This is a genomic window from Bradyrhizobium aeschynomenes (genome assembly GCF_013178945.1).
GTDB lineage: Bacteria > Pseudomonadota > Alphaproteobacteria > Rhizobiales > Xanthobacteraceae > Bradyrhizobium > Bradyrhizobium aeschynomenes.
On record NZ_JABFDM010000005.1, the window covers coordinates 207,625 to 230,570 of the forward strand.

Genomic DNA, 22,946 nt, shown 5'->3' on the forward strand with positions numbered 1-22,946 from the left:
GGCGCGATCAGATTCGTACAGCATGCTTGAAATTATTGTTGATCCCGCCCCGGAGTCCGACAGGAGAGATGAAAGTTGAGCATCGCGCAGTGATGCCCTGCGAATTTGTGTAAAATGTTACTGAAGAATGGCGCCGCCGGCCATATGTCGCGGTTCGATTTGTGTGATTGAATTCAACCGCCGGTGGCGTTCATGGCAGCGGTTGTCGGCGTCGGCTGACCGGGCTTTGCCCCAGGCCGCATCGTCGTCGGCGAAGGTCGCGCAATCAGGCGGCTTTGGCAGGCGCAGATGAGCGGTGCGGTCCGATCAGACGAGATGGAAGCTGGACAGATGGGCCAACAGGTCCGCGGTCGTGACATGCTGGATCGTAATACTGTCCTGCGCCGCATCGGTGATGACCGCGTTGCCGGCCGCATCGTCATGGATCGACGCCAACAGTGCCGACTGGCTCGCGAACACGTTGTGGCTGACGACGATCGTGTCGCTGCCCAGGGTGAAATCGGCGATGCTGACCTGTCCGAAATGCTCGGCGAAGACGAAGGTGTCGTGTCCGGCCAAAGAGACGGATTGCGGCGCAGTGCCGCTTGCGGGACCCGTGGCGCCTGAGATCATCGTTCCGCCGTGGCCGTCATCGCTGAAGTGGAAGCTGTCCTCCGACAGCGGACCGAGGAAGTGCAGCGCTGTGCTGCTTGTGGCGTCGCGAAGCGACAGCAGCCCGCTTCCGGCGTCGAAATGCGTCTGCAGCGACGCATAGGCCATGCCGCTCAGGTCGATCTGGTCGCCGGTGCCGCCGAAGCCGACCAGATAGCCGCTGAAGCTGCCGGACAGCGTCAGCATCACGTCGGGGCTGCTCGCGGACGTCAGGGATTGCGTGCTCGCCGCGACGTGAGACGGCACGCCGATCGTACCGTCGCCGTTCAGATCCTGGTGCAAGCTGGTCTCTAGCGTCTCGAGGGCTGCCGAGCCGCCGGGAACGGCGCCGGTCGCGTTGCTGACATAGGCGCCGCTGCTGTTGGTGTTCCAGACCGTGTAGAGATCAGCGCCTGCCATCTTCCAGGCGACCAGGTAGCCGCTGCCTGAGACCTCTGCGCCGATCGGATTCCAGCCGCCGAGCTGACCGACGGTGACGACGTTGCCGCCGAACATGATCTGCGGCCCGGTGCCGCCGCCGACCGGATTGAGAAAGTAGGTCGAGCCGGACTGCACCAGGCTCGTCGATCCCAGCGCCTCGATCACGGCTGACGGAATGCCGATCGTGCCGTCGCCGTTCAAATCCTGGTGGAGGTTGGTCTCCAGCGCTTCCAGGCCGCTATTGGTGCCGCTCAGGGCCCCGATCGGATTGCTGGTGTAGCTGCCACTGCTGTCGGCATTCCAGACCGTATAGAGATCGGCCCCGGCCATCTTCCAGGCGATCTGATAGCCGCTACCGACGACGTCGGCGGCAATGGGGGCCCAGCCGCCGAGCTGACCGACGGTAACGACGCTGCCGCCGAACATGATCTGTGGTCCGGTGCCGCCGGCCACGGGATTCAGATAGTATGTCGATCCGGACTGGACGAGCTTGGTCGATCCCACCGCTTCGATCACGACGGTTGGAATTCCGATCGTGCCATCGCCGTTGAGATCCTGGTGGAGGTTGGGTTCGAGCGCTTCCAGCGCGCTGTTGGTGCCGCTGAGGGCCCCGATCGGATTGCCGATGTAGGCGCCGGTGCTATCGGCATTCCAGACCGTGTAGAGGTCGGCCCCTGCCATCTTCCAGGCGATCTGATAGCCGCTGCCGACGACGTCGGCAGCGATCGGCGCCCAGCCGCCGAGTTGACCGACCACGAGATTGGCGCCGCCAAACTTGATCTGGGGACCGGTGCCGCCGCCAACCGGATTGAGGAAATAGCCATTGCCGGACTGGACCAGACTGGTCGAACCAATCGCCTCGATGACCGTGGTCGGTACACCGATCGTGCCGTCGCCGTTCAAGTCCTCATGAAAGAACGGCTCGAACGCCTCGAACGCAGCCGAGCCTCCCGAAACGCCGGCGATCGGGTTCCCCGTGTAGTTGCCGCTGCTGTCGAGATTCCAGACCGTATAGAGGTCGGCACCGGACATCTTCCAGGCAACCTGGTAGCCGCTGCCGCTGGTCTCGGCCGCGATCGGGGCCCAGCCGCCCAACTGTCCGGGCTGGACGGTGCTGCCGCCGAACTTGATCTGCGGGCCGGTGCCGCCGCCGACGGGATTGAGGAAGTAGCTCATGCCCAGCTGAACCAGGCTGATCGATCCCACAGCCTCGATCGTGACCGGCGTGGCGGAGACGAGATGGAAGCCGAGCGCATCCATCTGCTTGAGATCCACCGCCGTCAGCGTCTGCAGCGTGTTGTAGGTGTAGAACTCGTTGAAGGGATCATTCGCTCCCTGCACACCGCCGTTCAGGAAGTCGCTGGGGTCCGAGGACTGACCGTAATCCGCCAGCTTCGTCGTGCCGCCATCGAGCGAGAAATAGGCCGTCCCCGCCGTTGCGCCGCCGGTCATCAGCCGGACGCCCGGACTGGAGAAACGGAACAGGTCGAAAATGTCGGGCTGCGGCCCGTAGGGCACGCGGCCGAAGGCGTGCGTCAGCTCGTGCAGCGCCACGCCGACCAGGAGGTTCGGATTGATATCGGTCGCGAACGTCGCGCTGCCATCGTCGGTGGTCGCGTCGTTGGCGCCGAGCCCGCCCCACAGCTTCAGCTGGGTGTTCCAGACCGCAACATAGGACTGCCCCTGGATGCTGGAACCGGCCGGCAAGGCGTTGAAGGTGGTATCGCCGGGGCTGGCATAGTTGATCAGGTTGGACCTGACGCTGGAATAGGTCATCCACTGACCGCCGTCAGGGCCCGCTGCTGCGCCGCCACCGACGCCGCTATAGTCGATCTTGATGTTGACCGTGATCCGATCCGAGATCACCGACGTGAGGATCGCCGCCGCCTGCTGAATGCCGGCCCGGAAGCTCGCGGGCGCGTTCATGGCGGCGGTGTCGAACAACAGGTTGATCGTCAATCCGCCAGCGCTCACCGCCGTAACGGCGCCGACGCCGGCGAAATCGCCCTGCGCGAGCAGCGATTCGACGGCCTCTTCCGGAAGCTCGACGGGATTGGACGGAGGTGGGCCGACCCCTGCGTCGTAGGGGTCTGTGATCGGGGAGCCCTGTAACTGCCCTGGCATTGCGTCGGTTCCTGCCATTCGCATCGAGCGGAGCATGGATCGCCGATTCCGAATCGCGCTGCGTGCGATTCGCGACCGTGCGAAACCTACCTATCAGGCCGATCGTCTTGCCCGAAGGTTAATGGCTCTACCGAGGGACAGGAAAACTACTGGCGATGGCTGCTGCGGGCGTCCATCGAACGAAGGCTCGCTCGCAGGCTCAACCGAGCAGTTCCGGCAGCCGGTCGAGAAATGCCGGCACTGGTAAGGCAGCACCAAAATTATAGGGGTTGCCAGCGAGAGCTGCGTGATAGCGATCGAGCAGGGGCCCGCCCGCGCGCAGCGACCTGCCGGCATCGTCCAGGCAGTCGAGCTTGTAGCGAACGGCCTCGGTGATGTCCTGCGCGCTGTTCGGGTGGATCTCGAGCCCATGGCGCGACAGCACGGCGGTGTCGATCAGCAGCGCCTGCAGCGGCTGGCGATAGGTTTCCTTCAGCGACAGATAGCGCCTGTTGCGCCGGTCGTAGACCGGACGCACGGTGAAGTCGGTGCGCTCGTGCCAGAACTGACAGTCGTTGGAGATGCAGTTGACGAGCAGCATCGGCGTTCCCAGCGCCTGCACAGCCGTGGTCAGCCCCGACGTCGTCCCGACGAACAGGCGCGCGGCCGCGCAGAGATAGAGGTCCATCTCCGCCGACTTGATGTCGCTATGCGCATAGTCGAACACGCCGGGCACGTCGCTGAGCGGGGTCATGCTGCGGTCACCGAGGCGCACGACCACGCCGCCGCGTGCGGCGATGTGAGCGATGGCGGCGAGGTAGTCGCCGACATTGGCGGAGCGATGCTGCCGCGTGGTGCCCGGTCCGTCACCGTGATAGCCGCCTTCGCGGATGTGCATCGCGACGAACCAGCTCGCCGTGACGCCCGCCGCGCGCAGTCGGGCCGTGCCTGCATTCATCAGTTCCGGCGGGACCTTCACGATCGGGCCGCGCTGCTGCGCAGCCCAGGCGACCTGCGCGCGCGAGGCCGCGTGGGCCCACGGCTCGGCCACGCCATTCTCGCCGCGCACGGCGATGAACTGGTCGCCGACCAGCCGTTGATAGGGAAGCAGATCGTCGACGAGCGTGGGCTCCTCGATGATCGTGACATGCGGCGCGAACAGCCTGAGAAACGGCTGGTTGACCACCTTGCCAGGCGGGGCGAGCAGCACGTAGTTGGCGCGCGGCAGCATGCCCAGCGCCGCCATGCGCAAATGGCAATCGATGAAGCCGACATGGCCGATCAGCGTCACCCATTCGTAGCCGAGCAGCCGCACCGGGAGCGTCGGATCGAAGATGCTGCTGGAGGCGGCGATGCGCTGCACCAGCGCCTTGGGGATCGACCATTTGCGCGCCAGCGCATCCTGGTGATCGAGCGCCGCCTGGTAGCTGCGGAACGTGTCGTCGTAGCGGCCCTGGTGATAGAAGTTCTCGCCGAGCTGGATCAGATTGTCGTAGATCAGCAGCTCGCCGGCATTTTCCAGCTCCCAGGCGCTTGGCGTGTAGGTCGACGGATCGTAGCCGCCCGCATAGTTCTGATGCGCCATCACGGAGCGGGGATCGCGCGCGACCGATGCCTCGAAGCAAGCGGCGGCCTGGGCGTGGTCGCCGGCCAAGGCATGGACAGAGCCGAGCTTGCGCAACGCGTTGCCGTCGTCCGAGGCTGCGGCGGCTGCGAGGAAATGGGCCGCCACCGGCAGATTGCCGCGATACATGTGGGCAACGCCGACCGCGAAATTGATCGCGAAGCTGTCGATCGTCTCCGGCTGCGGCACCTCGCGCACGATCCGGTCGTAGGCACTGCACAGCGCCAGCGTGGTGAAATAGGCCTGGGCGCCGATTCCGGCGCGGGATCGAACCTGACCGCGGAAGATCAGGTTCAGCACGCGCACCGCACGCATCGCGCTCGGCTTGCGGCTCGCAGCCAGATGGACCTGAGCGGCCGCCGCCAGCGACGTCGAGATCAAGCGGGCCAGCAGCCCGCCGACCGGCGAGCCTTTTGCCAGCTGCCGATCCATCAGTCGCAGCAACCTGGCGCCGGACGGGGCAACGATGAGCCTGCTGTCGACGATGTTTGCGGCGCGGGTGGTCAGCGGCAGCAATTGCCGGCGCCTCGCGCTGAGGAACGCGTAGAGGCGAAATGCCGATGTGGTCAGCCAGGTTTTCGGCGACCAACGGCTTCGCGGCGGCTGCGGTGATGGTTGTCTCGTTGGAACGACGCGGATCGAGGCCGTGGTCGCCTGCCGCTTGCCGAGGCGGTGCCGAAGCGAGCCGATGGGCGAACGAGCCGTCATCGTGCGCGATAGCCCGGCGTCGCCGAGATGATCGAACGTCGCGCTGCAGTCTGGGCGAGCAGGCGCGTGAGCGACATCGGCCGCGTCCGCAGGGTCACCCAGGCCAGCGCGGCAACACGGCCGATGGCTCCGAAGCTCAACGTCAGCCGCAGCAGCTGCGTATCGAGCATCGTACCGCCGAGCAGGGCGGACACGCGCGCCGCCTTGGCCGACGGCGCCGTATCGCCGCCCAACACCGTTCGCGCGGCTCCGAAGCGGTTGCGCCGCGCGAACAGCGCGCCATAGCCTTGCGGAAACAGCTGGCTTTCAGCGATCAATGTGCCGATCTCCGCGAGCTTGGAATTGAGCGAGGCTGGATCGGTGGCCGTCGCCGTCGAATAATTCTGGCCGTGAATGCGCCAATAGCCCAGCGCATCGGCAATGAAGTAGCAGCCATAGGTCAGCCCCAGCCGTCGCGCCAGAAACGCATCGGAGAACGAGCCGAGCTTGACGTCGAACCCGCCCAGCGCCTGCAATGCGCTGCGGCGATAGAGCGATGTGGTGCCGGAGAAGTAGTTGTCGCCGACGCGCAGGATGCGGCGGACGTCCGCCGGCGCCAGCATCGTGGAGGCGGACGCCGGCAGCATGATCGGCCGCAGCATGCGTCTGGCGGATGGCCCGTTCGGCCCGATGATCTCGCAGCAGGCGAAGATGAGGCCGGCGTCCGGGTGATCGGCGGCCTGCGCCATCGCCTTCTCGAGATAGGTCGGGTGCAGCGCGTCGTCGGCGCCGAGAAAGCCGATCCAATCGGTGTCCGCGATGGCCAGCGCTTCGTTCTGGCCGCGTACGACGCCCTGGTTGATCTCGTGGCGGATCAGCCGCCAGCTCGGCCGGTCGGCCAGGAAGCGTGAGATCACCGCGATGCTGTCATCCGTCGAACAGTCGTCGATGATGATGACGCGGTCCGGGGCGCGGGTTTGGTTCGCGATGCTGCCGAGCGACTCGGACAGGTAGTGGGCATGGTTGAAGTTCGGGACGACCAGCGTGACGGTCGGGACGGTCGGAGAGGCGGCGCTGGCGGTCGTCGTGGTCATGGTTCGGCGAGCTTCCTGCCGCATGCTGTCGAGCCTGGCCGCTCAAACCTTGGGCAGCTCTTTCAGAACGTCGTCCAGCGCGCCGAACGCGCGCACGCGGCCGCCATCGAGATAGAGCCCGAGATTGCAGGTGTCGCGCAGCAGGCCATGATCATGCGAGGCGAGCACGACGATCCCCGAGCGGTTCGTGATCTCCTGCAGCCGACCATGGGTCTTCTTGCGGAACTGCGCATCACCGACCGCGATCCACTCGTCCATCAGGATGATGTCGCCATGGATCGAGGCCGCGATCGAGAACACCAGGCGCAGCAGCATGCCGGAAGAATAGGTCCGGATCGGCAGCTCGAGATAGTCGCCGAGCTCGGCGAACTCGGCGATCTCCGGCACGCGCTGCTCGATCTCCTCGGGCGACAGCCCCAGAATCAGGCCTCGGGTGCGGATGTTCTCGTAGCCGGAGGCCTCCTCGTCCATGCCGAGTCCGATGTCGAACATCGGCACGTTGCGCCCGACGACCCGCAACGAGCCGCGCGTCGGCTCGTAGATCCCGGCGAGCACGCGGATCAGCGTGGTCTTGCCGGCGCCGTTGTGGCCGACGAGGCCGAGCCGGTCGCCGTGTTTCAGGGTGAAGCTGATGTCGTCGAGCGCCTGAACGAACTGGAACGAGCCCTCGTTCTTCGAGACCCGGCCACCGACGCGGGACGCCGCCTTGATGGCCAGATGCCGGAAGGATCGTGCGTTCGGCGGCGCGACCGGAAATTCGATGCCGATTTGCTTGGCTTCAATCAGAGGCATGAGGGATCCCGGATGGCCTGAACATCAGGCCCAGTACACGACGCGCGAGCGATAGCGCGTGTAGATATAGACCATGGCGGCGGTCAAGACGGCGACGCATCCGATCGCGCCGGCCCAGCTTGCGAGGCTGGGAACGATGCCCATCAGCGGGTCACGCGTCACGGCCAGGAGATAGGCGATCGGATTGAGCGCGACGATGAATGTGCCGCCCTTGATCTGTCCTGGCGCCCAGATGATCGGCGAGATGAAGAACAGCAGCTGAATGATCGCATTCATCACCGGCGGCACGTCGCGGTAACGCACGCAGATCATGGACACGATCGTGGTCAGGCTGACGATGAAGACGTAGACCAGGGCCAATCCGAACAGGCTCAGCAGGCTGACGAAGCCGATCGACCACGGATAGATCAGCCAGATGACGGGGATAATGGCGATGTTGTGCAGGAAGATGATCAGGTTGCGCTGAACCATGCGCATCACGTGGATCAGGATCGGCATGTCCACCGCTTTGATCATGCCGCCCGCATTGATCATCGTGTAACAGGACTCGCCAAGCGAGGAGGCGATGAAGTTCCAGATGGTCATGCTGACCATGAAATGCGGCAGATAGGTCTTCATGTCGGCGCCGAGGAAGCGACCGGCCACCGCGCCCATGATCAGCGCCGTGATTGCGTTGGTGGCCGTGATCCACCACGGGCCCAGCATGGTGCGGCGGTATTTCGAGCGGATGTCGCCGGCTGCGAGCGCGCGCCAGGTCACATGGCGGGTGATGAACGGAGCAATGTCCTCGCGGCACCTTGCCCAGGAGACGCGACGCTGATCCGCAACCACGAAGCGCTCGACCTGTCCATCGGTCAAGGTGGTCATTCCTGCTACCTCGCGAATGCCGTAAGTATCTGGCCTGCCAGACGAAAGCGGCCATCTCCGCGCGCGCCGGCGGCCGATCGCCGCGCTTGCTGGACCATGTTACGCAGGGACTGTCAACAGGGCAGCTTCGAAGGCGGCCACCACCGTCCGGGCCGCTGCTCAGATCGCGGCCGATCCCGCGGCATCGACGATCCGGGGCTCCGGCAGCGGCACCAGGAACCGGCCGCCGGCATCCAGAAACGCTTGATTCCGCTTCAGGATGGGGTCGGCATAGATCCAGGCGAGAATCACGACGACGTCGGGTTTCCGGGTGGCGAGCTCGCTGGAGGGCAGCACCGGGATGTGGGCGCCCGGGCTGAAGCGGCCGTGCTTGAGCTGGTTGTCGTCGACGATGAACTTGACCCGGCTCTCGAGCTCGAAATGGTAGAGCAGGGTGGTCGTGGTGGTCGAGGCGCCATAGGCGGCGACGAGCTTGCCGGCAGCGATGGCTTGGTCGAGATAAGCGAGCACCCTGCGCTTGCAGTCCTCGATGGCCACGAACCAGTCGCGGTAGATCTGCGGCTTGGTCACGCCGCGCCGCTCCTCCTCGGCGATCAGCTTCGACAGCTCCGCCGAGCGCGGCCGCTGGCCGGTCGATTTCGGCTGCGCGAAGGCCCGGATCGAGCCGCCCTTGGTGCCGGTCCGTTCGACATGAAACAGCGTCATGTCGTGTCGGTTCAGGAAGGTCTCGAGCGGGATCAGCGCGTGGTGCGAGACGTGCTCGTGGTAGATGGTGTCGAACACCATGTTGTCGATCATGTCGACGATGTAGGAGACCTCGAACACGAAGGCGCCGTCGTCGGCGAGCAGCAGCCGGATGCCCTTCACCACGTCCGACATGTTGTCGATATGGGCGAACACGTTGTTGGCGCAGAACAGCTTGGCCTCGCCCTGTTCCGCCTTGATTCGGGCCGCCAGCGCGCTGGTGAAGAAATCCGGGATCGTCGGCACGCCTTCCGCGGTGGCGGTCGCGGCGATGTCGCGGGCGGGGTCGATGCCCTGGACCCGCATGCCCTCGTTCTTGAACGCCTTCAGCAGCGAGCCGTCATTGCTGCCCATCTCCGCAACCAGGCTGCCTTTGGGGATACCGAGCGTGGAGACCACGGATTGCGCGTAGCGTTTGAAATGCTCGACCAGGCCGAGCGAGACCGAGGTGCGGTAGGTGTAGTCACGAAACAGGATGTCGGGGTCGACGACGTCGAGATTCTGCAAGTGCCCGCAGCTCAGGCAGAGATAGCAGTCGAGCGGGTAGAGATCCTGCTTCTCGCTCAGCCGGTCCGCCGTCACGAACGCGTCGCCGATCGCGGAAGGCCTGATCGGCAGCACGTGATCGAGCGAGGTCGATCCGCACAGGCGGCAATCGGTCTTGTGCTTGACGTGCTGCATGACGTGTCGATCCTGGGTTGGCGATCCCGCAGACGGGATGTCGGCCGAAGAGGAATTTGCGGCGCGTTTTACAGCCCCGCGAAGCTCTTGGCGACCTCTTCTTGCCAGACTGTGGACACTCCGCCATCAAGGAACAGGCTCTGCCCGTTGATGAACGAGGCACGCTCGCTGCACAGGAAGTCGAGCGCGTCGGCGCATTCCTCGGCTGTCCCGAGCCGGCCGAGCGGGACCAGCTTCCGGTAGGTCTCCATCAGCTTCTCGTTCTGCTCGTAGAACACGCGCGATTCGCGCTTCAGATAGGTCAGCGGCATGATCGCGTTGACGCGGATGCCGCGTCGGCCGAGCGTCGCGGCGTAATGCCGGACCATCGCGTTGAGGCCGCCCTTCACGACATGATAGCCGACCGGCTGCGAGGAGCCGACGAATTCGGCATAGACCGAGCTGACCACGCCGATCGCGCGGTCGCCATCCCCGGCAAAATGACCGGAAAAGCCCTCGATCAGGTCGCGTGATGCGGTCAGGCCGACCTGGATTTCGCCGGCCCAGGGATCACCCTGGCCGCGGAAGCGCTGGCTCAGGACGAGGTAGCGGATCGGGCCGTTGGCCTCGGCAATCTGGCTCCACAGCCCGGCAAAGCTGTCGCTCCGCTCGAGATCCGCGGAGAAATGCTTCAGGTCGGCTCGATCCGGGAATTCGGCCGGACGCTGCCGCGACACCACGCTGACCGCGCAGCCGCGCGCCAGGAAGCGCTCGACGACCACGCGGCCGAGGCCGCGGGTGCCGCCGACCACGACGGCATGGTGGGTCATGCCGCGGCGTCCTGCAGCGCTGCGACGCGCCGGACGAGATCGGCCTGGTAGGCCGCGGCCTTGGCGGTGTCGCTGTCCTCGGGGGCGAAATCGGCGAACACGCTGGCGCCGGGGCGGAACGGGCCGTTGGTGATTTCGTGCACGATCAACAGATCGCTGCGGATGATCAGCGTGTGGAAGAAGGCGTTGGACATGCGATAATAAAACGGACGGGTGCCGCCCGGCGGCCCCAGCTCGACGACGCGTTCGATCTCGCCGTCGTCGTTGAAGACCACGATGTCCACCTCGCCCTCGATGATGTGGAACGCTTCGCTCTTGCCCGGATGCTTGTGCGGGCGGATGTAGGAGCTCGCGTCGATCGCGATGATCATCTCGTGCAGCGAATCGTCACCATCCGGATGCGCGTTGATGCGGGCGCGGCGCTTCGGGCTGGCCTTGACGGCGGCCTTCAGGGTGTTGATCTCGGCCTGGCCGACCGCCGCAATGGGCCCCTCGGCGAGGAATACCTCAGGGGATTTCTGAACCAGGCTCATCAGGCGAGATCCTTCGTGATTGCATTGTCGAGCGCGGCGTAGATGGAGTGGAACGCCACGCCCCGTGCTGCCAGCGGCGCGAGCTTGTCGCGCACCCGGCCCTCGATGTGAGGGGCGACGGCGAACAGGCAGGTGGTGATCCGCTCATCGACCAGGAGCTGCTCCGAGCCTACCACGGGGACGCGAAGGCCGGGCGGAAAAAAGCCGCGCTTGTCCGCGTCGTCGTCGACGGCCAGGGCGATCAAGTCCGCAACGCCGAAGGCGTTGGCGAACATGATGGCGTGATGGCCGATGCCGAACAGCGCCAGCCCATCCCGCCGCGGGCCGGCACCCGCGCGCAGCCGCGCCTGCACCAGGGCCCGTTGCTCCGGGAAGCTGCTGCGATAGGTCTCAAACAGCGTCGAGGGACCTTGCGCGGGTGATGGGGCGGTCACGTGACCCGGGGCCAGCACGGCGACGAGGGCATCTTCGAGTGCACCGGGGTAGCGCAGCAGCGCCAGCACCTGATACCCGCTCGCGTGCGCCAGCTGCCGCAACGTGTCCTCGACGAAGTAGCAGCTGTGCTCCTCCCACAGGAAGCAATAGTCGCGCGCCGCGAGAAACTTGCTGCTGTCGGGGACCTCGATCAGCAGCACGCCGTCCGGAGAGAGCAGCTGTTTGAGGGCTTGCAAGGCTGCAACGGGTGTCGGGCTGTGCTCGACGATGTAGCGGCAAGAGACAACGTCGAACGTGCCATGCTGCGCCGAGACCGTCGCCAGATGCTCGTTGCCAAGGGTGGCCTGCCAGCTTTCAAGGTAGGGATGGCGGCCATCCGGGGCGGTGGTGTCGAGCGAGAGAGCCTGCGTGTGCAGGCCGTGGGTGGCGAGCCGAGACAACAGCGGCTGCTCGAACGGGCCGGTGCCGACCGCGCGGCGCGCGCCGGGACGCAGCGACGTCAGGCTGGTGACGAGCGCATCGAGATGGCCTTCGGGTTCCCGATAGCGAATCCAGGGCACCTCCGGGCTCAACAGAGCGGGCGGCGGGGCTTGAAGGAGCTGGATCAGCCGGCACGTCTCGCATTCCACGACGTCGAGATCGACACGACGGTCAGCCCGCCCAGATTTGCTGAATGCATTACAGACCGGAACTGAACCGAGGGAAAGAGCGGGCGTGGCAATGTCGCTTCCGCAGAGGCGGCAGGTCGATGTCATCAAGGTGCCTTGAAGGTGCCCTGGCCTCGCGATGAACGCGTTTGCCTCGTTGAAATTCGGTCGATCGCCCCGGGGCCGGCGCTGAACGTAGCGGTACCACTGACGTGCTCTAGCGGCGGATCCGCGCGGCTGCTCAATCTTACGCTGTCTGATCGCTGAACGCAATTGCGGTTGGCCCGCGCACACGGTCGATATCGATTTGTCCCAGGGATTGGCGCTGTTGGCGCGGTCAAACAGCCGATCGGGTGTTGATCGCCGAACTGCCCCGAAGTAAGCGTGTCCTGAGACTTTTTCAGGCGACGGTTCGGGCGGGCAGCAATGTACGATACAATCTCACCCGAGGAGAGCACCATCGAACGTCTCACGCGTCGCATCAAAGCTCGCATCAAGCCTATTGTGCTGCGCCTCGCGCATTTCGCTTTCCGCGTGCTGAGAAAGAGTCGCGCCCGTCATTTCGCGCGCAACATCGCTTTTACCTGCCTTCCGTTCAAGGCGCGGTTCCGGTTGACCGTGTGGTTTCGCCATTTCTTCAATCATGGTGCGCTCGACCGGCATTTCGTGTTTTTCTGCGGGCCCTTCGTCAAGGCGCATCTCGATTGGATCCTGCACGGTCCGTTCACGCGCCGCCATGCGGACGAGGTCGCATTCTATCTGCTGCTGGCCGGCTATCGGACCGAAGCCCTCACCGTGTTTCGCGGCGTCACGCAGCAGAAGAGCCGGGGCGTGCAGGGCGTCGACCCCTTCGGCAATGGCTATTCGATGGATCTGCTGACGCAGATCCACACCCTGAACTGGTCCAAGCTCGCAGGCAGCTCGCCGCAGCTTCGGACCTTTGTCCGGCTGATGCTCGAGCACCGCAACTTTCAATATGAGGAGCGCATCTTCAACGGGCGCGTCGAGGCAGAGCAGGTGTCGCCGGACGTGCTGGCCGCGGAATACATTCCCTACTTCTTTCGTGACCGCGACATTGTCGACCGCCTGATGAGGGATCTCGGCCTTCGCGACATCAATGGCGTGATTGGCCAGCTGGAGGAGGGCGGCCATCAGTGGGAGCAGCTTCCCGAACGGACGATCGATCGTGAGCTCGCGTTCGACGTCTACCTGTTCTACGCCTACCGCCATCTGCTGCTGCGGACCTATCACTTCGGCGAAGGCGACCTCGTGCCGCTGGTCTATACGCGCTGCATGGATACCCAGCGCCGACTGCGCCGCTCGCTTCCGTCGCCGTCGCGGGAGCTCAAGCGCGAGCTCGACCGGATCGGCACCGAGCTGTCGAACGTCAGGCTGCTGTCGCCGGATTGGAGCGCGCTGATCGGCCACAACGGGCATCTCAATGTTCACCTGATGATGCGCAAGATGGGGTGGTGGTCCGGCCAGCCGGTGCTTCTGGCCTACAATGAAAGAATCGCCAACAAGCCGTTCCTGTCGCTGTTCTCCGACATCTGCCCGACGCTCACTCTTGGCGACGAGGGGGTCTCGCCGGCGGTCTGGCACGAACTCGCCAGCCTGACGCCGTTCCTCGGCGATTCCCATCAGGCGTTTCAGTTCAAGGACGGCCATAGCGTCTATTGGAACGACGCCGGGTCGATGGCGCTCCAGCAGTGGGAGCGCGAGAATCGTGGTTTTCCGCTGCGGGACATCTATGACGCGCGGCTTCGTGTCGATGATCGCGTCGAGACGCTTTATCAGTCGCTGCGGCAGAAATGGGGGCTTGGGCCCGACGACTGGTTCGTCTGTCTCCACATGCGCGACGCCGAGGCCCGTGGCGAGACGCTCGGGACGGGCGAGTCGATTCGCAGTGCCACGATCGGCAACTATCTGGACACCGTGCGGTTCATCACCGATCAGGGCGGCTGGGTCATCCGCATGGGCGGGCGCAGGGCGCCGCCACTGCCGGAGATGCCGCGCGTCGTCGATTATGCGCGCTGTGAGGATCAGGTGCCCGAGATGGACATCCACCTGATGCGCCGCGCACGGATGTTCATCGGCACGACTTCGGGCTTCGCCTATGTCGCGACCAGCTTCGGCATTCCGACGGCGATGGTGAATGCCCTCAGCTCGGTCGGGCTGCTATGGTCCAAGGATACCCGGTTCTCGCTCAAGCCCGTGCATACGAGGGATGGGCGTTTGCTGTCGTTGAGCGATGTCACCTCCGAGACCTGGCGCTGGACGTTCCCGACCTACGAGACCGTCCAGGCGGCGGGCCTGACCGTCAGCGAAAGCAGCGCCGACGAGATCCTGGAGACCACCCGCGAGGTGCTGGATCTGTCGTCCGGGGCGCCGCCCGTCATCAAGCCGGTGGATGATGCCTGGGAGAAATGTGTCAATATTCCCGGATTCTTCGGCAGCTCGCGACCATCCCGTTACTTCCTGGAGAAGTATTCGGCGTCGCTTCTCAACCGCTCCTGAAACGCATCGATCAGCTCCGATGAACTTCGCCCATCCCAACCTGTCGCTGGAAGAAGCCCGTGCCACGCCGCTCGGCTACCGCGAGGAGATCGACGGGCTGCGCGCCGTCGCCGTGCTTCCGGTCCTCTTCTACCACGCCTTTCCCACTGCCGTGCCCGGCGGTTTCTACGGCGTCGACATCTTCTTCGTCATCTCCGGCTATCTGATCACCGGAATCATCCATAAGCAGATGCTGTCGAACAGTTTCAGCATCGCGGATTTCTATGCGCGCCGGATACGCCGCATCTTTCCGGCGCTTATCGCGGTGGTGCTGGTCACGTTCCTGATCGCATGGTTCCTGCTGCCGCCGCGCGAGCTCAAGTCGCTCGGCACCAACATCGCCGGCGGCGCGGTCTTCATTCAGAACTTCATCCTGCTCGGGCAGGTCGGCTATTTCGACCTGGCGGCAGAGAAGAAGCCGTTGCTGCATCTGTGGTCGCTGGCGATCGAGGAGCAGTACTACATCGTCTGGCCGCTGCTCCTGATGCTGATCGGGGCGTGGCGGCGCTGGAGCCTCGCCATCACGATCGCGCTGGCGGCAGCCTCGTTCATTGCATGCCTGATCGTGCAGCCCCGGGCGCCGGACTACGCCTTCTATCTGCCGGTGACGCGCGCGTGGGAGCTGCTGGTCGGCTCGGGGCTGGCGCTCTGGGTCAATGGACGCAGCGTCGAGGCTCGCCCGCAGCCGCTGATCGACAGTGCGATGGTCCGCGAGCTCATCGCGCTGGCTGCACTGCTCGCGATCGTGATCGCATTCTGGCGCTTCGGCCGCCTCACGCCGCATCCGGGCGTCCGCACGCTGCTTCCCGTTCTGGGCGCGGCCGCCCTGATCGCGACCAGCGGCACGCTGGTGCATCGCTACGTCCTGTCCTCGACGCCGGCGGTCTTCGTCGGCCTGATCAGCTATCCGGTCTATCTCTGGCACTACCCGCTGATGGCCTATGCGCGCATCCAGTTCGTCGATCAGGTGCCGGCGTGGGTCATGATCGCGATCATCGCTGCCAGCCTGCTGCTCGCCTTCGCGACCTATCGCTTCATCGAGCGGCCGATCCGCTTTGGGCGGCGGCGGGTGCCGCTCAAGGTCGGCAGCCTGCTCGGCGGCATGGTCGCGCTGGGGATCGTCGGCGTGATCGCCGACCGCTCCAACGGCTGGCCGGCGCGCATCCCGGCCGAGATCCGCGGATTCATGCTGGATGGCAGCGAGACCGCGTTCCGCTGGCGGAACGGCAAATGCCTGCTGATGGCTGATCAGAGTGCGTTTGCACCGGAATGTCTCGGCACGGGCCGCCGTCCACTCGTTGCGGTCTGGGGCGATTCCTATGCCGCCTCGCTCTATCCGGGACTGGCCCAGTTCGGCGCCGAGCGCGGCTTCGACGTCGCCGAATTTGCGATCTCCGCCTGCGCGCCGCTGATCGGCTACGTCAATGCTCAACGTCCGCTCTGCAAGCCCTCGAACGATGCGGTGCTACGGCATCTGACCGAATTGAAGCCCGACGTCGTGATCTTCTACGGCACCTGGCGGGCCAGCGACGACGAGGTCCGTGCCGGCCTCGAGCGCACCATCCCCCTGGTCAAGGAAGCGGGGGTGCCGGCCGTCGTGATCGTCGGGCCGCCGCCGACCTGGCAGGGCGACGGGCTGCCGGCGAATATGCTGGACTACTATTTCCGGACTCGCACGGTGCTGCCGGAGCGAACCTGGTTTCGCACCGTCGACGAGTGGACCAAGCCGTTCGACGCGTTTCTTGCCGCTCAGGCCAAACGCCTCGGCGCCGACTATGTCTCGCTGCGTCAGTTCATGTGCGACGACAATGGCTGCCTCACCCGGATCGGACCGAACGCATCGGAGCTCACCACCTTCGATTCCGGGCATCTGACCTATCCCGCGTCGCTCCTCGTTGCCCGGCACGTGCTCGACACCGTGCCGGGCCTGCCGAAATAGTCGCTTGTCCGGGCGCCTCGGGGGCAACATGGATCGTCGGGTAGAGCGGACCGATCGTGCCGGACACCAGGTCGATCCTGATGGCCTCGGCCCGGCCGGACGCCGCTATCTCGGTTGCCTGCTCGGACTGACGGCAGCGATGCTGGGCGGACTCGGCGTCTGGCTGGCTGCGCAAGGCGGCGACCATTTCAGCGCGATCGGCAGGCCCGGCGATCCGGCCTGGTACCGCAATTTCGGCGGCGACAGCGTCACCGAGATCCAGGACCAGGATCTGTTCTATCATGGGATCGGCCGCTCGATCGACAATGCGCGGCAGGCCGACGTCATCATCCTCGGCTCGTCCCTGGTGTCGTTCGCGATCGACCAGGCCGTCATGCACGAGCGTCTCGAAAAGCCATACGGCCTGAAATTCTACAACATGGCGTTCGTCGGTGTCGCCAGTGGCGAGTTCGCGCGGCAGATCGCGCTCCGGCATCATATCCGTCCGCGGCTGTGGATCCTGAACGCCGACGACGGCGGCGGCGGCGGCAACTTCTTCCATCGCAACCTGACGCGTGCGTTCGGCGCCGACGTCCGCCCGATCCCCAGCACCAAGCTCAGCCGCTACGGCGCGACGTACGAGATCATCCGGCGCAATCTGCGCTGGCGCTTCGAGGACGCGACGCGGCACTGGCGCGAGGCGCTTGCCGGCCCGCGATCCGGACCGCTGCCGCGCTTCGATCGTGATGATCGGACGGGGGCGGCCGACATGAGCACGTTTCCGCGCTTTCTCAGCCAGGGCAATCCACGTGTGAAGATGACGCGCGATCCAGACTGTCACACCACGCCCGATGTGATCGCCAACGCCCGCGACATGGTCCGGTCTCTGGGCGCACCCGTGGTGCTGACCTTCGTTCCCAACTTTCACGGCTGCCTGACCCAGGTGCGCGAGATCGCGGCGGCCATCGGCGTCGAGACGGCGCTTCCGTCACGAACCGACTATTCCAGCTGGGATGGCGGCGGTCATCTCGACGGCCAGGGTGCCGCGGACTTCACCCGCGACCTCATCGACGCGCTGGAACAGACGCGGGCGTTTCAGGGGATGCGTGACAATGACGATCGCCGGAAGCCTTGACGGCCGGGCTGCAACGGGACGCACCCCGCCGTCTCCGAGTCCAGCGCACACGCTGCCCTATCGGCCTGATATCGACGGGCTGCGCGCCGTTGCGGTGATCGCGGTGCTCGTTTTCCATGCCTTTCCGCAGCTGATGCCCGGCGGATTTGCCGGCGTCGACGTGTTCTTCGTGATCTCCGGCTATCTCATCACGGGCATCATCGATCGGCAATGCGCCGACAAAACCTTCTGCTTTGCGACCTTCTACGCCCGCCGCATCCTGCGAATCTTTCCCTCGCTCATCACCGTCGTCGTGGCGACGTTCGCGATCGCCTGGTTCTTGCTTCCGGTGGCCGCGATGGAAGCGCTCGGATCCAACATCAAGGGTGCGGCGGCGTTCATCGAGAACTTCATGCTGCACGAGCAGATCGTCGGCTATTTCGATCCCGGCGCGGAGCGTCTCCCGCTGCTGCATCTGTGGTCGCTCGGCATCGAGGAGCAGTACTACATCGTCTGGCCGGCGGCGTTCGTGCTGATTGCGCGGTTGCCGTCATGGAAAGCGGCGATCGTGGCCGCGCTCGGGCTTGGTTCCCTGGTGGTCTGCCTGACGACCCCGGCGAGAGAGGCGGCCTGGGCGTTCTATTCACCGACCACGCGTGGCTGGGAGCTGCTGGCGGGTTCGCTCCTGGCGGTGTGGCTGCGCCAGCGTGCCGATCGTCGGATCGGTGCGGGCACCAGCAACCTGCTCGCGGCCCTCGGCGTGGCCGGGATCGTCTTTGCCCTGTTCGGCTTCAGCGCAACGTCGCCCTGGCCCGGCGTTCGGACCATCGTCCCCGTGCTGGCAACCATGGCCCTGATTGCGACCGGCGGTACGCCGGTCCAGTGGGTGCTGGCGCGGCCTGCGCTGGTGTTCGTCGGCCTCATCAGCTACCCGCTCTATCTCTGGCACTTCCCGCTGATCGCCTTCACCAAGCTGCATTTCGGCGGAGCGGCGCCTGCATGGAGCCTGTTCGCGGTGCTGGCGCTGAGCGCCGTGCTCGCCTGGCTCACCTATCGCTTCATCGAGCAGCCGATCAGGTTCGGGGCCGCACCGGTCGGATGGCGGGTCGGAGCTCTGCTGGCAGCGATGGCGGCAATGATCCCGGTCGGCATCGCCGCGACCAGCACGCACGGCCTGCCGGTCCGCTTCGCGCCGGAGATTAGGCCTTTCATGCTCTCGGGCACCGAGACGTCATCACATTGGCGGCGCGGCCGCTGCCTGCTGCTGCTGCAGTCCGCGTCCGCGTTCGGCGCCGACTGCGCCGGGCGCGGAGGCCGGCCGCTACTGCTGATCTGGGGCGATTCCTATGGAGCGGCCCTCTACCCGGGACTGCTGCACGTCTCGGCGGAGCGCGGTTATGACGTGGCGCAATACACCGCCTCGGCCTGTCCGCCGCTGATCGGCTATACGCTGGCGGCCCGGCCGTTCTGCAAGAGCATCAACGACGATGTCGTGCTGCGGATCGGCCGCCTGCAGCCTGACGTCGTCATTCTCGATGCCACCTGGGGGCATGCCGAGGCGGTGCTGCGCGAAGACCTGCCCCGCACGGTCGCGCAGCTCAGGGCGAACGGCATCGCGAGGATCGTGGTGATGGGACCGCCGCCGAGCTGGCAGGGCGTCGGCCTGTCACACAACGTTCTGGACTACTACCGGCAGACCGGAGCGGTGTTGCCGGAGCGGACCTTCTTCCGTTCCAACGACGAATGGACGCGCGGCCGGGATGCCCTGTTTCGCGAGCTCACCCGTGAGCTCGGGATCGACTACATCTCTGTCCGCGACGTCTTCTGCAACGACGAGGGCTGTCTCAGCCGGATTGGTCCGGGCGCCTCGCAACTGACGGCATTCGATCCGGGGCACCTCACGGTGCCCGGCGCCATCTTCCTGGCGCGCCACACCATCGACGGCCTGCTGGGACCAGCCCAGCGGCCGTCGCCGTAAGCGAGGTCAGATCGGATCGGCCGGGATGCCGCGATAGGAGTGGATGATGAAGCGGGTGCCGCCCACCGAGTAGTCGCCGCCACTGGAGGCCTCGATCGCGAACATCTCGACCAGCTCCTTCCACGCCTGACGCTCGCCCGTGGTGGGAATGGCTCGATTGGCGTTCCAATCGTCGAAGCAGATGACCGCGCCGATCGAGATCATGCCGCGCTCGAACAGCGGAACGAGCGCATCGATGGTCGACTGGTAGAGGTCGCCGTCGAAATGGATCATCGCAAAGCGCGTCTCGGGCGGTAGCGTCTTGACCGTGTCGGCGAACCATCCCTCGTACAGTTGGAAGCGGTGCGGCGGAATGATCTTCCCGATCAGGGCGCGCAGCTGCGGCGCAGCCAGCACCTTGCAGCCACCCTTGGCCCATGCACCGGAAATGACGTGCGGAGCGACCTGATCGATCGGGGAGGTGATTTCGGGCAGGCCTTCGAAGCTGTCGAACAGGCGCAGAATACGGAACGGATTTTCACCCGAGGCGCTCTTGCTCAGCGGCTGCCGCTGCAGGTCGAACACCATCGAGGTGGCGATCGCCCGCGCGCTGAATCCTCCCATCGTGCCGAATTCGGCGATATCGCCAATCACGTGAGAGCTGTTGATGTATTGGACGCACAGGGTGAGCGTCTTGGCAATTTCCTGTGCGGGCAGGATCAGCACGTCGGCATAGGTGTAGTACAGGCCAGGCGAGGGAAGCTGCCGCGCGCTGTATTTCTCCAGCGCGATGTCCTGGATGAGGCGTCCGTCATCGGAGCCATCGAAGTCAGGTGCGGCGATTGCAACGGCCGGAGGTCTGTCCTGAGCGCTGGAGCTCCGGCCTGCGCCATACGGCCAGGGCAGCGGCGGCTCGAACATGATCGCCCGCTTGACCGAGCGCATCCAATACACAACGTCTGGCGGAAGCGAGGTCGCGAGCGCATTCTTCAACGGTTGCAGCATTCAAATTCTCCAACGCGGCACTGTTCGATCACCGCAAAACGGCGTTGAGGGATGACGCAGACGAGATGCTGCGCCGAAGAAAGGCTGTCGGCGGGGACGCCGAACACGTGGTGTCAGCTTGCGACATATATCGGGATGCCGACGCAAGCGGCCGGCGGTCAGCGCCGATCGGGGAGCTGTGTGCCACAGGCCGGGCTCGGTGGATCCGACGCGCGTGACGCGGGACATGTGCAGGCATCGGCTGGAACGGGACGAACATCCGAAATCTCCGAGCGATCCCGCTCATGGTCCATCCAGAGGTCGACAGCGACGGATGCGACGACTGTCCTGCCAGGCGCAAGCTTATCCACCGCCCCTTGGCTTAGCTGTCCTACGTCCGCGACGCAAGCAGGCGGCCCTGCGTCAATAAAGGCTGGCGACCCCGCGTCCTTCGGAGATTGGATCGCAGGCGTCTGCAGCGCGTTCCTTGGGAAGCTTGACGAAGAACGGGTCCGCCGGCCAGTGGTTCATGCCGACGACCATGATCTTCATGTCCTCTTCGGGCATGCGCGGCATGAACACCAGATCGATGGCCGAGCGCGTCTTGTGCGATGGCGGGCTGCCGCGATGCATGAGGCGCGTCGCATCGAACACCAGCAGATCGCCGGTCTTGCCGAGCACGGTATGTTCGCGGTGGTTGGCGTCCCGGTACTGGAACGGACCGGTCTGCTCGTCCACATCGCAGAGGTAGAGCACGCCACGGATGACGCCGGCCGGGCAGCCGTCGCTGTGCCATTCCTGCGGGCCGACGCCTTCCGTCAGATGCGGCTTTGAACGCACCAGTCTGACGTTGGCGACCTTGGCCGGACAGCCGAGCACGCCTCGGAAAAAGGAATCGAAATCGCCGCCGCTGAACAGCGCGTGGAGGTAGTCGACGAGCGCCGCCGATGGCATGCCGGTCTGCAGATCCTGCGTGTACGGGGCGACGCTGTTGCCAGCCCAGTCCCATGCCGAATGACGATTGCTCACGTCGCGGTCGAAGCTCTCGGTCTCCCGGAAATGGGCGGCCTTTTCCGGGTTCGTGCTGATGACTGTGACGCCGTTCTGCTGAAAGGCGACGATCTTGTCGGCGAGCTGGCTCGGCGTCTTCTGCGGATCGAACTTCGGCGCATGGGCGGTGCACATCGCCGGGGCCGCGTTGGCAGCGGGCAGCAGCGTCAGACGGCGCGGCTGCGCCGTGCCGTTGCCGCTCCAGGATGCGGGATTGAAGTGCCCGGTCAGGCGGTCCGCCGTGTCGGCGCGCACCAGGCGATAGCCGAGGGCGCTGAGCGCCTGGTTGATGCCGCCCTTGAGCCGCTGCTTGGCGGTGCTGATCATCGATGTGACGGCCATGACGTCCTCATGCTGCGTTTGACTTGGCGGGCTGGAACGGGTCCAGACCGCATGCCATCCGATAATAGAGTTCATAACGCGGATGATTGGCGACGAGGCCGCGGCTGTCGATCGCGTGATCGATCAGGGTCTCGAGCAGGAGGCGGGCGCCCTTGGGCGGGAGATGCACCCCATCGAAATCGAACTCCGGACGCAGCAGATCGCCTTCCGTCAGGTCGGACCAGCGGTCGATCATGAACAGGTTCACCGATCGTACCTTCTGTGCCAGCTTCCAGTTGAAGGCCTGAACCAGCTTGGTGCGGACCGAGACGGGGCAGTCGTACTTCTGCAGCTCGCGGATGCGCGCTTCCTGCCGGGTCGGAGGCACCACGCTCTGGACGTAGACCCGCTTGAAGCCGGCTTGGACCAGCTGGTCGAGGCCGGCAATGAAGGGGCCGAGACGAGCCTCGATCGCTTCGTCGATGATGTCCCAGGGCACCAGCGGCTTGTCGAGCAGAGGCAGCGTGGTCGCGAACGGGGGAACGAAATCGTGGCTGTCCTTGAGAAGCTGCAGGATCGGGCCGCGAACGTCGATCTCGCCGACGGTGATCATGATCAGTGGCGGCCGCACGGCCTGGCCGACGGCCTTGGCGATGGAAAAATCGACCTCGTCCATCGACAAATGCGTCGCACGACCGTTGCGGACCAGACCCTCATATTCGAGGAAGGCGATGAAGTCTGGATGAAACTCGCCGGTGGCGGGATTGTAGAACTCCCGGGCCGTGGCGCCTGGAATGTACTTGGTGCGGGCCATGACCCACGCGCCCGTCCAGCGCTCCCGGAACACCATGTTCCGATAGGGCAGGGAATGGCTGTCGCCGACGATATAGACCGGCAGAACCGTTTCGAGCTCGGTATCCACGCTGATAGTTCCCTTCACATCACAGACTGGCCCGTGG

At 65.2% G+C, this 22,946-nt stretch carries 17 protein-coding genes; 4 read left to right on the forward strand and 13 right to left on the reverse strand.

The features are described from left to right. Positions 1 to 306: 306 nt before the first annotated feature. From HL666_RS16655 to HL666_RS34230, 10 genes are all read right to left on the reverse strand, one after another. On the reverse strand, positions 307 to 3,195 hold the full coding sequence (locus HL666_RS16655; protein WP_172182475.1) for an NF038122 family metalloprotease: 2,889 nt from the start codon (positions 3,193 to 3,195) through the stop codon (positions 307 to 309). Positions 3,196 to 3,394: 199 nt separating this feature from the next. Then, on the reverse strand, positions 3,395 to 5,506 hold the full coding sequence (locus HL666_RS16660; RefSeq protein WP_172182477.1) for a TIGR04372 family glycosyltransferase: 2,112 nt from the start codon (positions 5,504 to 5,506) through the stop codon (positions 3,395 to 3,397). Beyond that, the gene (locus tag HL666_RS16665) at positions 5,503 to 6,579 is read right to left on the reverse strand and encodes a glycosyltransferase family 2 protein (protein ID WP_172112716.1); all 1,077 of its coding nucleotides are present in this window, start codon (positions 6,577 to 6,579) and stop codon (positions 5,503 to 5,505) included. Before HL666_RS16665 ends, HL666_RS16660 begins: the two co-directional genes overlap by 4 nt. Positions 6,580 to 6,621: 42 nt before the next feature. Then, positions 6,622 to 7,371, reverse strand: coding sequence for an ABC transporter ATP-binding protein (locus HL666_RS16670; RefSeq protein WP_172112717.1), 750 nt, complete (start codon positions 7,369 to 7,371; stop codon positions 6,622 to 6,624). Positions 7,372 to 7,395: 24 nt separating this feature from the next. Then, positions 7,396 to 8,238, reverse strand: coding sequence for an ABC transporter permease (locus HL666_RS16675; protein WP_172112718.1), 843 nt, complete (start codon positions 8,236 to 8,238; stop codon positions 7,396 to 7,398). Between the two features lie 159 nt (positions 8,239 to 8,397). After that, positions 8,398 to 9,663 carry a class I SAM-dependent methyltransferase gene (locus tag HL666_RS16680; protein ID WP_172182479.1) on the reverse strand — a complete coding sequence of 422 codons (1,266 nt, stop codon included), beginning with the start codon at positions 9,661 to 9,663 and terminating at the stop codon, positions 8,398 to 8,400. A 68-nt stretch (positions 9,664 to 9,731) separates the two neighbouring features. Further along, positions 9,732 to 10,472: an SDR family NAD(P)-dependent oxidoreductase gene (locus tag HL666_RS16685; RefSeq protein ID WP_172112720.1), complete on the reverse strand. Its 741-nt coding sequence runs from the start codon at positions 10,470 to 10,472 to the stop codon at positions 9,732 to 9,734. Further along, positions 10,469 to 11,005: a WbuC family cupin fold metalloprotein gene (locus HL666_RS16690; RefSeq protein ID WP_172132997.1), complete on the reverse strand. Its 537-nt coding sequence runs from the start codon at positions 11,003 to 11,005 to the stop codon at positions 10,469 to 10,471. Before HL666_RS16690 ends, HL666_RS16685 begins: the two co-directional genes overlap by 4 nt. Continuing rightward, positions 11,005 to 12,195: a class I SAM-dependent methyltransferase gene (locus HL666_RS16695; RefSeq protein ID WP_172182481.1), complete on the reverse strand. Its 1,191-nt coding sequence runs from the start codon at positions 12,193 to 12,195 to the stop codon at positions 11,005 to 11,007. The genes HL666_RS16690 and HL666_RS16695 overlap by 1 nt, the downstream gene beginning before the upstream one ends. A gap of 333 nt (positions 12,196 to 12,528) precedes the next feature. Continuing rightward, positions 12,529 to 12,786, reverse strand: coding sequence for a hypothetical protein (locus tag HL666_RS34230; protein ID WP_246741565.1), 258 nt, complete (start codon positions 12,784 to 12,786; stop codon positions 12,529 to 12,531). Between HL666_RS34230 and HL666_RS16700 the strand changes: the two genes are divergently transcribed. The 4 genes from HL666_RS16700 to HL666_RS16715 are packed head-to-tail and all read left to right on the forward strand — an operon-like array spanning position 12,754 to position 19,653. Beyond that, entirely contained in the window at positions 12,754 to 14,604 is a 1,851-nt protein-coding gene (locus HL666_RS16700) for a TIGR04372 family glycosyltransferase (RefSeq protein ID WP_311975782.1), read from the forward strand. The genes HL666_RS34230 and HL666_RS16700 overlap by 33 nt on opposite strands. Before the next feature lie 19 nt (positions 14,605 to 14,623). Next, a complete protein-coding gene (locus HL666_RS16705; RefSeq protein ID WP_172182485.1) occupies positions 14,624 to 16,582 on the forward strand; it encodes an acyltransferase family protein in 1,959 nt (652 codons plus the stop codon). 28 nt (positions 16,583 to 16,610) lie between these two features. Continuing rightward, complete coding sequence (locus HL666_RS16710) at positions 16,611 to 17,696, forward strand: hypothetical protein (protein ID WP_172182487.1); 1,086 nt, start codon at positions 16,611 to 16,613, stop codon at positions 17,694 to 17,696. Beyond that, entirely contained in the window at positions 17,674 to 19,653 is a 1,980-nt protein-coding gene (locus HL666_RS16715; RefSeq protein WP_172182489.1) for an acyltransferase family protein, read from the forward strand. Before HL666_RS16710 ends, HL666_RS16715 begins: the two co-directional genes overlap by 23 nt. 6 nt (positions 19,654 to 19,659) lie before the next feature. Here the strand turns inward: HL666_RS16715 and HL666_RS16720 are convergent, their stop codons facing one another. The 3 genes from HL666_RS16720 to HL666_RS16730 all read right to left on the reverse strand — a co-directional run bounded on the left by HL666_RS16720 (position 19,660) and on the right by HL666_RS16730 (position 22,909). Then, entirely contained in the window at positions 19,660 to 20,637 is a 978-nt protein-coding gene (locus HL666_RS16720) for a TylF/MycF/NovP-related O-methyltransferase (RefSeq protein WP_172182490.1), read from the reverse strand. Between the two features lie 402 nt (positions 20,638 to 21,039). Continuing rightward, positions 21,040 to 22,008: a phytanoyl-CoA dioxygenase family protein gene (locus HL666_RS16725; protein ID WP_172182492.1), complete on the reverse strand. Its 969-nt coding sequence runs from the start codon at positions 22,006 to 22,008 to the stop codon at positions 21,040 to 21,042. A gap of 7 nt (positions 22,009 to 22,015) precedes the next feature. Continuing rightward, positions 22,016 to 22,909 carry an SGNH/GDSL hydrolase family protein gene (locus HL666_RS16730; RefSeq protein WP_172112729.1) on the reverse strand — a complete coding sequence of 298 codons (894 nt, stop codon included), beginning with the start codon at positions 22,907 to 22,909 and terminating at the stop codon, positions 22,016 to 22,018. Between the last annotated feature and the right edge of the window lie 37 nt (positions 22,910 to 22,946).